Source organism: Novosphingobium indicum (genome assembly GCF_014645195.1).
GTDB classification, from domain to species: Bacteria; Pseudomonadota; Alphaproteobacteria; order Sphingomonadales; family Sphingomonadaceae; genus Novosphingobium; species Novosphingobium indicum.
Genome location: NZ_BMLK01000032.1, coordinates 20796 through 33378 on the forward strand (window position 1 = coordinate 20796; position 12583 = coordinate 33378).

General features: G+C 61.7%; 11 protein-coding genes. 7 read left to right on the forward strand and 4 right to left on the reverse strand.

Annotated elements, in window-relative coordinates:
* Positions 1-411 precede the first annotated feature (411 nt).
* The 5 genes from IEX64_RS21450 to IEX64_RS21470 all read left to right on the forward strand — a co-directional run bounded on the left by IEX64_RS21450 (position 412) and on the right by IEX64_RS21470 (position 5256).
* Complete coding sequence (locus IEX64_RS21450) at positions 412-639, forward strand: DUF421 domain-containing protein (RefSeq protein WP_188823126.1); 228 nt, start codon at positions 412-414, stop codon at positions 637-639.
* 83 nt (positions 640-722) lie between these two features.
* Positions 723-1853, forward strand: a complete 1131-nt coding sequence (locus IEX64_RS21455) for a glycosyltransferase (RefSeq protein ID WP_188823129.1) — start codon at positions 723-725, stop codon at positions 1851-1853.
* A complete protein-coding gene (locus IEX64_RS21460; protein ID WP_188823131.1) occupies positions 1850-2644 on the forward strand; it encodes a sulfotransferase family protein in 795 nt (264 codons plus the stop codon). The genes IEX64_RS21455 and IEX64_RS21460 overlap by 4 nt, the downstream gene beginning before the upstream one ends.
* Positions 2645-2717: 73 nt before the next feature.
* Positions 2718-4802 (forward strand): catalase, encoded by a 2085-nt coding sequence (locus tag IEX64_RS21465; RefSeq protein WP_188823133.1) that lies wholly within the window; start codon positions 2718-2720, stop codon positions 4800-4802.
* A 100-nt stretch (positions 4803-4902) separates the two neighbouring features.
* Positions 4903-5256, forward strand: a complete 354-nt coding sequence (locus IEX64_RS21470) for a hypothetical protein (RefSeq protein ID WP_188823135.1) — start codon at positions 4903-4905, stop codon at positions 5254-5256.
* 4 nt (positions 5257-5260) lie between these two features.
* Here the strand turns inward: IEX64_RS21470 and IEX64_RS21475 are convergent, their stop codons facing one another.
* The 4 genes from IEX64_RS21475 to IEX64_RS21490 all read right to left on the reverse strand — a co-directional run bounded on the left by IEX64_RS21475 (position 5261) and on the right by IEX64_RS21490 (position 10216).
* The gene (locus tag IEX64_RS21475; RefSeq protein WP_229710633.1) at positions 5261-6013 is read right to left on the reverse strand and encodes a Crp/Fnr family transcriptional regulator; all 753 of its coding nucleotides are present in this window, start codon (positions 6011-6013) and stop codon (positions 5261-5263) included.
* Between the two features lie 87 nt (positions 6014-6100).
* A complete protein-coding gene (locus tag IEX64_RS21480) occupies positions 6101-7006 on the reverse strand; it encodes a glycosyltransferase family 2 protein (protein WP_188823139.1) in 906 nt (301 codons plus the stop codon).
* Entirely contained in the window at positions 7003-8163 is a 1161-nt protein-coding gene (locus IEX64_RS21485) for a hypothetical protein (protein ID WP_188823142.1), read from the reverse strand. Before IEX64_RS21485 ends, IEX64_RS21480 begins: the two co-directional genes overlap by 4 nt.
* Complete coding sequence (locus IEX64_RS21490) at positions 8150-10216, reverse strand: HAD-IIB family hydrolase (RefSeq protein ID WP_188823144.1); 2067 nt, start codon at positions 10214-10216, stop codon at positions 8150-8152. The genes IEX64_RS21485 and IEX64_RS21490 overlap by 14 nt, the downstream gene beginning before the upstream one ends.
* Before the next feature lie 157 nt (positions 10217-10373).
* Here IEX64_RS21490 and gntA point away from each other — a divergent pair, with 157 nt between their 5' ends.
* Together gntA and IEX64_RS21500 are read left to right on the forward strand one after the other, a co-directional pair.
* On the forward strand, positions 10374-11069 hold the full coding sequence (gntA, locus tag IEX64_RS21495) for a guanitoxin biosynthesis heme-dependent pre-guanitoxin N-hydroxylase GntA (RefSeq protein WP_188823146.1): 696 nt from the start codon (positions 10374-10376) through the stop codon (positions 11067-11069).
* A 19-nt stretch (positions 11070-11088) separates the two neighbouring features.
* The gene (locus IEX64_RS21500; protein ID WP_188823147.1) at positions 11089-12501 is read left to right on the forward strand and encodes an alpha,alpha-trehalose-phosphate synthase (UDP-forming); all 1413 of its coding nucleotides are present in this window, start codon (positions 11089-11091) and stop codon (positions 12499-12501) included.
* The last annotated feature ends 82 nt before the right edge of the window (positions 12502-12583 follow it).

The following is a 12583-nucleotide window of genomic DNA, read 5'->3' on the forward strand; positions in this document are numbered from 1 at the left end:
CGATCCACTTATCGAGCGCCGATCTCTGTTCAGACCAATCGGGCCACCTCTGTCGCCGCAGTCCGAAATGGCGACGTGCCCTAGCCCGTGGGAGCACCGCCGGATCGGTTCCAGCCAATTTGACGGTGCCAAAAGCAAGGTCGAAATGGATAGGTCTGCCAAACTCCATGGCCGTTTTCTGCAAGGCCGCTCCTAAGCCAGACGCCAACCATCAACCGCGCTCAGCAACGTGCCCGGTGATCTCATAGAAACCCGCTCATACTGCCCCCATTGTTTGGGTTACGCGACGTGACATGGTCCTCTGACTGATACCGGTCAGAGGTAGAGTTTGCTTCCGTCATGGTGGCTGTTTGAGGTGATGGCGGCGATCTCTGCGAGAGGCTCTCCGCCCAGTTTCTAGCATGTTCTGACGTGATTTTGCACAAGGGCGAATTGCTCGAACGCGATATGCGGCGGGAGAATGTCTCGCATCACGAAATCTATTCGGCTTTTCGGCGGCAAGGCTATCTCCAGCCTGGCGATAGTAATTGGGTCGTGTTGGCAAATGGCAGCACGCTGACGGTCATCCCGCGCAAGCATATTGGGCTTATTGATGCGGCGCTGATGTCCGACGTCACCTCGGTGGCAGAACCACGATAACGAGCGAAGGTGCCCGACTATCCGGAACCTTGGAGGCACGCTGCGGTTGAAACGGAACCAAACAACTTCTGCAAGGATGCGCGATGACAACCGATACATTGACGCGCGCAATGATGGCTGAACCGGCGCTGCGGGTCGCGGTAATCGGCCATATCCGTTTTGCCGTGGCCGAGCCGTTTCAGGGCGGTATGGAGGCACATTGCGCGTCGTTGTGTCGCGGACTTGCCATGGCGGGGCACGATGTGACGCTGTTCGCCGCAGGCGGAAGCCGCGCCGATGCCGCCATCGTGCCGATTTGCAACCAGCCCTATGAACATGCGTTACCATGGGCGCGGTGGCGCGGCACGCCGCAGCTGGAGGAATATCAGCGGTGCGCTTTCCGACGGGCGTGGGATGCGATCCGGTCGGGCGGGTTCGATGTGGTGCACAACAACACGCTGTTTCCTGACCTGATCGATTGGGCGGCGCGCGACAATATACCAATGCTGACATCGCAGCATGTGCCCCCGTTCGGCAAGATGCGCGATGCGGTCAGGCAAGCCGAAGGCGATCCGCTGCGGCCGATGACGGTCACTTCGGCAAGCCAGCTGCCGCTGTGGTCGGACAGGTCGATGGCCAATATGCATCTGGTGTATAACGGCATCGACACGGCGCTTTGGCACCCTGTCGCTACGCCTCGCGTGCCGCCGCCGCTTTTCTGGTCGGGCCGGATCACCCACAACAAGGGCACGGCCATGGCGCTGCAGGCCGCGCGGCTTGCCGGTGTCGCCCTCGATCTGGCGGGTACTATTGAAGACGAAACCTATTTCGCGTGCGAGGTTGAGCCGCTACTCGACCCGCTCCGCCGTTATCTGGGGCATTTGTCGGGCGAGAGACTGCACCGGAAGATGGCCAGGGCCCGCGCTCTGGTAGTGACACCGGCATGGGACGAACCCTTTGGCCTAGTGGCGGCAGAGGCGCTGTCCTGCGACGTTCCGGTCATCGCCTTTGGCCGCGGTGCGCTACGCGAAGTGGTCGGGCCATGCGGGGCGATCATAGCGGCAGGCGATGTCGCAGCGCTCGCCGAAGCGATGCGCAATCCGCCGCAACTGGCGCCGGGCCATGCCCGCGCCCGCGCCGAAGCGCTGTTTTCCCTGCCTGCCATGATCGCGGGGTACGAGGCGCTCTATCGTTCGGCCATCAATGCCGCGCAGCCATTGGAAGTGGTGGCATGAGCGCGCACCGCTATATCTTCGTGGCCGGATTGCACCGGTCGGGCACCAGTGTGATCGCGCGCTTGCTGGCCGAACATCCCGACATTGCCGCCATTACAGACGCGCCCGTCCCCGAAAACGAAGGCTGCTATCTGCAAGGGGCGATCCCCCATACCGCGCGCCACGGCGTGCCCGGCCATTTCGCCACCGATCCCGAACAACATCTGGTCGAAGGGTCGCCGCTCGACCGGCTGGAAACGAAGTTGCGACTGCAAGCGGACTGGGCGCCGTGGTTCAATGCGGACAAGCCGTGGCGGGTGGAAAAATCGCCGGTGAACCTGACCCGCATGCGTCTGTTACAGTCCCTGTTCCCGCTGTCGCAATTCATCATTGCGACGCGCCATCCTGCCTTTACCAATGAAGCGATGCGCAAATGGGTCGATGTCGATGCCATCGGCTTTTGCCCCTATTGGCAGGCGGCGCATGAAATCGTGCTGGCCGACATCGAATATCTGCATGGCGCAATGATCGTGCGGTATGAAGATCTGGTCGAACAGCCCGAACGCATCCGCCGCGCGATGTTCGCATTCCTCGACCTGCCTTTGTGCGACACGGCACAGCCGGTGACCAATGGCAATCTGCAATATTGTGATTCCGCGCAGCGCAGCGGCGTGTGCTATCCGGGGCTAGGTTACGCGCCCGGCGCGTCGCATAGCCCCCTTCAAATACCGGTGCGCCACCCGCTGCGCGCCATTCGCGAGCGGGTCGAAGGCGTGCTTTCGGGCAACAGCCTCGCCGACCAGACCGGCTGACTGGATTATTCCCCATCGCGCGAAACCAAACATGCCCCCGCGCATTGTGAATCGGCATCAAGGAGATTGATCCATGGCTAAGGAAATTGATCTGGATTCTGGCGGCGCGAACCATCAGAAACCGCGCGGCGAGGACGATATCATGACCACGGCGCAAGGCGCGCCGGTGGCGGACGACCAGAACTGGCTGAAAGCGGGTGCGCGCGGCCCCAGCTTGCTGGAAGATCACATCGCACGCGAAAAGATCTTTCACTTCGACCACGAACGTATTCCCGAACGCGTGGTGCACGCGCGCGGCTATGGCATTCACGGGCATTTCGAACTGACGCGCGCGATCCCCGAATATTCGCGCGCGGCGATCTTTAATGAAACCGGCGTAAAAGTGCCCACCTTCACGCGCTTTTCGACCGTGGCGGGCAATAAGGGATCGCCCGATCTGGCCCGCGACGTGCGCGGTTTCGCGACCAAGTTCTATACCAGTGAAGGAAATTGGGACCTTGTCGGCAATAACATCCCCGTCTTCTTCATTCAGGACGCGATCAAGTTCCCCGATCTGATCCATGCCGCCAAACCAGCGCCGGATCGCGGCTTTCCGCAGGCGCAAACCGCGCATGACAATTTCTGGGACTTCATCTCGTTGACGCCCGAATCCATGAACATGGTCATGTGGATTATGTCCGACCGCACGATCCCTCGCAGCTTCCGCTTCATGGAAGGGTTCGGGGTCCATACCTTCCGTCTCGTCAATGCGAAGGGAAAGGCCCATTTCGTCAAGTTTCACTGGAAGCCGCATCTGGGCATGCAGTCCGTGGTCTGGAACGAGGCGTTAAAGATCAACGGCGCGGATCCCGATTTCCATCGCCGCGACATCTGGGACGCGATCGAGGCGGGCGACTTCCCAAAATGGGATCTGGGCATACAGGTTTTCGACGAGACATTCGCGGAGGAATTCGAATTCGACGTTCTCGACGCGACCAAGATCATTCCCGAGGAACAAGTGCCGGTGGAGATTATCGGCACGCTGACCATGGATGCCAATGTCGATAATTTCTTTGCAGAAACCGAGCAGGTCGCGTTCTGTACACAGAATATCGTGCCGGGCATCGATTTCACCGAAGACCCGCTGCTGCAAGGGCGCAATTTCTCCTATCTCGACACGCAGCTCAAGCGTCTGGGCGGGCCCAATTTCACCCATATCCCGATCAATGCCTCAAAATGCCCCGTGCGGCATTTCCAGCAGGACGGTCATATGGCGATGACCAATCCCAAGGGGCGCGTGAATTACGAGCCGAACAGCTGGTCGGGCGACATCGACGACAATCGCGAACCGCGCGGGCCCCGCGGCTGTCCGATGCACGGTTTCACCAGCTATGAAGCGCCGGTCGAAAGCCCGAAACTGCGGGCGCGAAGCGAAACCTTTGCCGATCACTACAGCCAGGCACGCCAGTTCTATGTCTCGCAAACGCCGGTCGAACAAAAGCATATGGCCGATGCGCTGACTTTCGAGCTGAGCAAAGTCGAGCGCTCCGATATCCGCGCCCGCATGGTCGGCCATTTGCGCAATATCGACGATGATCTGGCAAGCAAGGTCGCCGAAGGCCTGGGCATGGAGAAGCTGCCCGCCGCTATCCCGGCCGCGCGAGAGCCGATCACCGATCTTCCGCCCAGCCCTGCCCTGTCGATCCTTGCCAACGCGCCCAAAAGCTTCAAGGGCCGCAAGCTCGGGCTCTATCTGGCCGAAGGGGCCGACGCCGGTATCGTCAGCAGCCTGACCAAAGCGATCGAAGGCGCAGGCGGCATGGTCGAAATCGTCGCTCCGCATGTGGGCGGTACGAAATTGTCCGATGGCAAGAATCGCCCCGCCAACCAGAAAATCGATGGCGCTCCATCGGTGTTGTACGATGCGGTGGCCATCGTGATGGGCAAGGATGCCGGCGAGAAATTCGCGGACGACAAGCCAAGCATCGATTTCGTCAACGATGCCTTTGCCCATGCCAAGTTCATCGGTTTCTCACCCGAAGTCATGCCCCTGCTAAAAGCGGCGGGCGTGGCCGAAAAGATGGACGACGGCTTTGTCGAGCTGGGCGATCCGGCCCCCTTTGTCAACGCGATCAAGGATTTGCGTTTCTGGGATCGCATGGCCGTGAAACAGGCATAACCGCATACCCGCGATCGGTTGCCCTTATCGGACGGCCGGTCGCGGGAACCGCATGGCGCCTTTGCGGTTTCGGGGATTGTCGGAAACACGAGACCGGGTTTTGAAAATGTATGCCGCATCGACCGCGCCCGCAATTCCGGGCGAAATACGCACACATAATGGCGCGGCCGTTCAGGTCCGCATTGTTGCGTTGTCGACCGATTACTGCCTTCTTGGCGATTATGCTCCCGAAGGCGCGGAAGAGCTTTGGTTGGGGGCGATCGGACCGTTCCGGGTCAGGCGCGACGGATCGCGCGCGGACAGGCTGGTTTTCGACGGATCGATCCATCCGGCCATCGTCGGCCATTTCAACGCGGTTCTGGCAGTGCAAGCGGATGAAGGGGCCGATATGCCCAACGCCACGCATCTTTTCGCGGCCACTGCCACCAGCGCCAGCCAGAGGCCTGCCGCCTGAAAGATTAGCGCGAGAGTTCCTGCCCCAGCTTGAGGGCTCCTTCGCCATAAAGATATGACGGGTCGAACTTGCCCGTCCGCTCCAGCTTCGCGCGGTCGAATATGGTCACGCGGCCGCGTGACAATTCCATAATCCCCGCCTCGCGCAGGCTGCGTACAACGCGGTTCAGATGGATCGGCGTGGTCCCGCAGGCGTCAGCGATTTCCACTTGCGTCAGCGGCAGGTTGAAGCCGTCCTCGTCCCCCAGCCTGACCAGCGACAGGCGATACCACAGCTCTGCCATCAGATGGGCCAAACGCCCCTCGATCGGCAGATGCTCCATCGTCAGAATCCATTCGCGATGGATCGCGGCATCCAGCAAGGTCGAAAACCACAGCATCCTGCCCAGATGCGGATGGCGGGCCAGCAGCTCCTCCAGATGGCAATGGGTGACATAGGCGACCTTGGTCGGACCAATCGCGACCACCGTATGATCCAGCCTTTTGAGTGCGAAGGCGTGCAGATCGACGAAATCGCCCGGCACGTGCAGCGACACGATATGCCGTCTTCCGTCTCGCTTGATCGTGCGGGCCATGAACCCCTCGATCAGAAAGGTGCTGCGGTCGACCAGATCGCCGTCCTGCAGGATGACGCGGTCGTGCGACACACGCTCCACCGGTTCGAGCATATCCTCGATAATCCGCTGCTCGTCCTGCGAAAGCGCATGCCGTGCCCTTCCCAGGAGGAAGCGCCAGCTATTGGGGAAATCCGGGTTCACCTGTCGTCGTCTGTCTTTCATTTGCCGACCGGTCGACCGGCAGCCCTATTATCAAATGATAAGTTGGGTGCGCCGATTTACAAGCCGTCACGCAACTGCCTTTTCCGCACCGTTTTCCAGCAACGCCAACACTTTGGCGCTGCTGGCAAAGGGCTGGTGCTGTTGCTGGCGCGTCAGGGCCAGATCATCCTCGCGCGTGGGGCGGATGCGGCGCCATCCCGCGGGGCCCGGTTCGGCCAGCCCCATCAGGCGAAAGGCGCGCAGCCAGTGCTGCATCGTGGGCTGCCCCCATTTGCTGCGGAAATATTCGGCATTGCGGATCACGCTGTCGAGGTGGTGGACCGGCGGCATGTGATGGGGATGGTACTGGTGATAGGCCTTCGCCCCGCGCAGCCAGAACAGGTTGACACCTTGTTCGGCACAAGTGCGGCCGAAATCGGTGTCTTCCCCGCCATAGCCGCGATAATTCTCGTCAAAGCCGCCCAGCTGGTGGAATAGCGCCGCTTCCATTGCGAAATTCAACGACCAGAAGCAGCGATAATCGCGGCATGGGGCAACGGGAGTGGAAGGCGGCCCCGGCCGTTCCGAATGGCGCACCGATAGTCTGTCGAGGACGGCGTAATCGAGCGTCTGCAACGGCGCGTGTGACGGCAGATAGCTGACCTCTCCCATCATTACCCCCGCGCAGCAAGGCGCGGCAGCCGCATAATCGTGTAGCAGATCGGGATGCGGAATACAGTCGACGTCGAGGAATACGATCAGCCCGCCGCCCGCCTCTGCCGCCGCGCGGTTGCGCGCCGCAGAAAGACACAGCCCTTCGGACTGCAGCATGATCTGCCGCACCGGAAAGACGGTATAGGGCAGATCATAAGGCTGGTCTTGTAAGACCGCGACGATCAGCTCGCCGGGTGGCAGACGGCTTTCGTTGAGGCCCCTGACCAGATTGCGCAAATGCGCGTCACGCCCGTGGGCAAGGGTACAGACCGAAATCATGCCGCCAGCTCCGCTTGCGATGTAAGGGGCGCTGCACCTTCCCATAATTCGCGCGCCAGCCGGTCGATGCGGCAGGCGGTTACCGCCGCGGCGTCGCTGTCGATCATATTGCGCGCCTCATGCGCGTCCGCAGCGCGCGCCTGTTGCCACATTTGCGCCCATGCTGCGCCATCCGATGGCCAGACCGGCCGCGATGCGCACAATCCCGCCGCTGCCAGGGCCTCTGCCTTGCGCTCCTGCTCCGCGAAATAGCGCCATTCGGGAATCGCGATCCACGGAAAGCTTGCGCCTTTCGCCTCACGCGCCTGTAGGATCTGGTGGACGGTGGTATTACCGCAGCTCGACACGATACGGTCGGCAGCGGCGATATAGTCCTGCGGATTATCGACCCACCCGCGCAGTTCCAGATTGCCGGGCGGCGTTTCGTGCCATTCGCTGAACGTGCTGCCGATCACGATCCAGTGCGTATCGGGTTCGGCCCGCGCGCCCAGGGTTAGCGGAGCGGTGGGCGTGCCCTGCCCTCCTCCGCCCGCGATCACCACCACCAGTTCGCGCCCGTCAGGTGCATGGATGCGGGTCCGCGCATCGGGACCGGCATCGAAGGGCGCAATGCCAAGACCCGGCGCATAGATCGTCTTTGCCCGCAACCGTTCGGGCCGATCGGGCTGCTCCAGCATTGGATGGTAGGGTGCCAGCAAGGCCGCCGCCGCATCATAGCTGGCGCGATGGGCGGGATCGTTGCGGTCGCCATGTTGCAGCACCGCGATATGCGGCACCGACGCGATCCGGCACAGCTGGCCGATTTCCGCCGACACATCGCACAGGAACAGCGCGGGCCGCGCGCTGGCGAACCAGCCGGTCAGCGCGGCGACCGCATCGGAAATCGCGTGCCAGCCCAGTGGCGCGCAATGCAGCGTTTCGGGCACCGGCATCGCGGCCAGTCGCGGCGCTTCGCGTTCGCGCGGCTCAAACAGCGAGGGGATGCGAACCAGATCGATCGCGGGCGCCAGATCGGGAAAAATATCGTCGCGCGCGCAGAACAGGGTAACGGGGCGATATTCGATCAGCGCATTGGCTAGATGGGCGCAGCGTTCGGCATGGCCGCGCCCCTGATGGTGCACGAATATGCCGATCGGGCGATTGTCATGCAGCGACATAGGCAGCCTCCTTTGTACGAGAGCGGCGCTCGTGCCACAGCAGCCCCTCCAGAACGCCTGCCGCGTGCGAGCGGCGGGCGGTATAGACATGGGTGAGGCCGGCCATGCCGCGCACTTCCTCGTGAAAATTGGCGACCAGAACCGCTTGCGACGATGCGGCCAGCATATCCACGTCGTTCCCGCTGTCCCCCGCCGCGACAATCCTGTCGCGGGGCAGCTCCAGCACAGCCGCCACATGGGCAAGAGCAGCATGCTTACCGGCACGCACGGGCAATATGTCGAGCAGCCGGTCGTGGCTGAGGATCGCCTTCGCCGCGATCCCGCGCGACGCCAGCCGGTCGCGAACGCGGTTGAGCACGTCGGGTCCATCGGCCAGAAAGCTGCATTTGAACCGCCGCTGTTCGATGGGTGCCTGCCGGACAAGACCGGGAAAATCGTCCATCGCGGCGAGCACCGCATCGGGGTTCCACCCCTTTGCAAGGGCGGCGGCGTAGTCCTCGTCCAGCCGGAAACCACGACCCGTTCGCCAATAGATTTCCGAACCTACCGATGCGATCAGCACATCGGGCACCGGCATGTCCCATTCGCGCAGCAACCGCCGCGCTTCCACGAACGACCGCCCCGTCGCGACCCCGAACCCGACCGAGGCGCGCTTGCGGGTCAGAAATGCCGACAGCCTGCGCGCGCCTTTCCGGCAACCGGTCAGCGTATTGTCGATATCGCTGATCAGCATGCGCCGCGGGCGCATCGTCGTGCCGGTCCGGTCCGCCGAAGCGATCTCTTGCGCGATGGACAGGAAACCGTTGGCATAGTCGCGCCAGTTCATCCCGCCGATATTGACCAGCGCATTGCGCGAGCAGCGCTGCCACAGAACCTCGTCATCCAGCATGCGCAGCATGGCACGCTGCATATCTTCGGGATCGAGTGGGTTGATCAGCAATCCGTGCTCCAGTTCGGCCACGATATCGCTGGGCCCGCCATTGCGGGTGGCGACCACAGGCAGCCCATGCGATGCCGCCTCGATCAGGGTCAGCCCATAGGGTTCGGTCAGCGCCGGATTGACGAACACACCCCTGCTGCGGCGCGCCAGCTCGTACATGGCGGCCACTTGCCGGCTGTCATGGCGCGACGGCCAGGCCGCCACCCCGTGCAGATCGTGCCGATCGATCGCGTCGACCAGATCGATAAGCACTTCGCGATGCTCCGCCTCTCCGCGCTTAACGCCTGCACGCAGGCCCGGCAGGATCACCAGATTGGCGCGAGCGGATAATTCGCGGCTCGATCCGAATGCCTCGACTAGCCGGACAAGGTTTTTCTTGTGAACGGGCCGCGCGATGGCAAGGATCATCGGGCGCGACGGTTGGCGCAGGAACGGTTCGACCAGCCTGCGGGCGCGGATCAGGTCGCTGCGGCGCACATCCGCGACATCGACACCGGGGCGCAGCCGGTGGATGCGGTCGAACCGGGCCGAGGGATAGGCTGGCAGCTGGCGTTCGCATTCGTCGCGTGACGATGCGATGATCGCATCGGCAGCCGCGATGGCGCGGTCCTCCTCCTTCAACCGCGCGGCAAGCGCGGGGCTGTTCTGCATCATCGCCGCCTTGTCATGCGCCAGCGAGTGGGCGGTATAGATGAAGGGAATACCCAGCTCGTTCCTCACCTGCCGGGCCACGTCGGCGGCATCGGCGAAATGCGCATGAATGATATCGGGCCGCCGGTCAGACGCGCGCAGAAATTCGATCAGAGCGCGGGTGAAGGCGGCACGGTCGCGGGCCAGATCCTCTTTCGCGAGATAGTGCCGGTTGCCGCTGTCAATCCGGATGATCTCGCTTTTGGCCGATATCGCCTCGCGCGGCTGGGCATGAACGCGGCTCAGCGCCGGATCGTCGAACAGGCGCGTGATGATATCGGCACGTGTCACCCGCGGGTCGCGGGCAAGTGCCGCCATGGCCCCGAGAATATAGGCGATATGACCGCCGGTATCCTCGGTAATACCGTAACGGACAGGCGGCGCGCGCAAACACCCGCCAAGGGCAATCGCAAGAATATGCATAAACTCGGGCACTCCCAAGGTGAACCGGAGTTTAATGATTGCCCCAGCCATGCGGTTCCTCGATTTATTAAATTAATTCGGAATCAATCTTCTTAATGACGGAACCAATCGCGGTCCGGCGCCTTGTAGGGCCATCAACCATATCAGGGGCGCGACTATGCCGACCGAAGATCCTCTGGCCGACCCGGCCCTACTTGAGGAATTCGAGAATTTCGTACGCAGCAAGGGTTTTCCCTGCGTGGGCGCGAAATCGGCGCTCAGTCGCGGGCAATTGAAGATCGTGCCATGCTGGTCGCTGGCCAGCGGGTGGAGCGACGTGCTGATCCACCGCGAATTGCTGCAATGGGCCTATGATTACCGGCAGGACCCCACGCTGTTCCGCTCCATCGCGTTCGTGTTCGACGGACCGAGAGATCTGGACGAGATTGGCTTTGAAACGGCGATGTGGGAACGCATCCAGTCCCTAGCCGACAAGGACGCGTGGCTGGAACAGCCCTATGACGCCGAAGTCAGTAGCGATCCCGAAGACCCTCACTTCTCCCTCTCGTTCGGGGGAGAAGCGTTCTTCGTGGTCGGCATGCATCCCAATGCCAGCCGACCCGCACGCCGGTTCCGTTCGCCCGTACTGGTGTTCAACCTGCACCAGCAATTCGAACAGCTTCGCGCCGAGGGCCGGTACGAGAAAATCCGTAAGACCATACTGGACCGTGACCGCGCATTGGCCGGCACGGTCAATCCCATGCTCGCCCGCCACGGCGAGAGCAGCGAGGCGGTGCAATATTCGGGACGGCTGACCGATGCCGGATGGCGCTGCCCATTTGCCGACAAGCGCAGCAACGCAACAACCAAATAGAGCCTTCAAGGGGGCAAAAATGGGAAGACTGATCGTTGTATCGAACCGCGTGGCCGATCTGGACAAGCCGCAATCGGCGTCGTCGGGTGGGCTTGCGATGGCGATGGCGGGCGCGCTGCGTGAGGAAGGCGGCATCTGGCTGGGGTGGAGCGGCAATAGTGGCACCGAAAACCTGACCCGCCCCGAATTGTCCGAAATCGACGGCGTCACCATCGCCCGGCTAAGCCTGTCGGACCGCGAGATTGACGAATATTACAATGGTTTCGCAAATCGCACCCTTTGGCCCTTGTTCCATTATCGCAACGATCTGGCCGCCTATGAACAATCTTTCCGTGATACCTATACCGATGTGAACCGCCGCTTCGCCGAGGCTTTGCGGGATCTCATCGAACCCGATGATGTGATCTGGGTGCAGGATTACCATCTGATCCCGCTGGGCCGCGAATTGCGCGCGATGGGATTTACCAACCGGATCGGCTTTTTCCTGCATATCCCGTGGCCTGCGCGCGAGATTTTCATCACCCTGCCCCAGCATGCCGAGCTGGTGTGGTCGATGTTCGCCTATGATCTTATCGGCTTTCAAAGCCGGGGGTCGCTGCAAGCCTTTATCGATTATGTCTCGACCGATCTGAACGCTGTACCCAGCCCCGATGGTGCGATCGACCATTTTGGTCGCAGCCTGACAGCGCGTAGCTATCCCATCGGCATCGACCCCGCCGAAATGGCATCGTTGGCGCTGACTGATGCTGGTAGGGAAAGCTACGAGCGGCTGAAAGACGTACACCAGGGGCGCAAGCTGCTGGTTGGCGTCGACCGGATTGATTATTCCAAAGGGCTGCCGCACAAATTCGCGGCCTACTCCAGCTTTCTGAAATCGAACCATGAGCTGCACGGCAAGACCAGTTTCCTGCAGATTGGGCAGCCCAGCCGCAGCCGCGTGCAGGAATATCAGGAGCTAAGCGAGCATCTCATTGCCGAGGCGGGGCGCATCAATGGGCACTATGGCAAGCTAGATTGGACCCCGCTGCATTATCACACGCAATCTTATGACCGCGCGGCATTAGCGGGCATATATCGCGCAGCGGACGTATGCCTCGTCACCCCGCTGCGAGACGGGATGAACCTTGTTGCCAAGGAATTCGTCGCGGCGCAGGAACCCGAAGATCCGGGGGTGTTGATCCTGTCGCAATTTGCCGGTGCGGCTGAGCAGTTGGAAGATGCTCTGATCGTCAATCCCTATAGCGACGACCAGTGCGCGGCCGCGATCCTGTGCGCGACCCAAATGCCGCTGGACGAACGCAAGGAGCGCTGGCGCAACCTGATTAATAGTGTGACCACCGAAAGCCTGACCGCGTGGAAGGAGCGCTTTCTGTGCGATTTGCGCGGCAAAGATGCCGACGGTTCAACACAGCCCTTTCGGCGCTGGGCCTGAATCGTTGCGGCTTTAATTAGTGTCCGTCCATAAACGGGGTATTTTTGCGGTCTGATTGGACGTCAAACGCGGTCTGTATCGC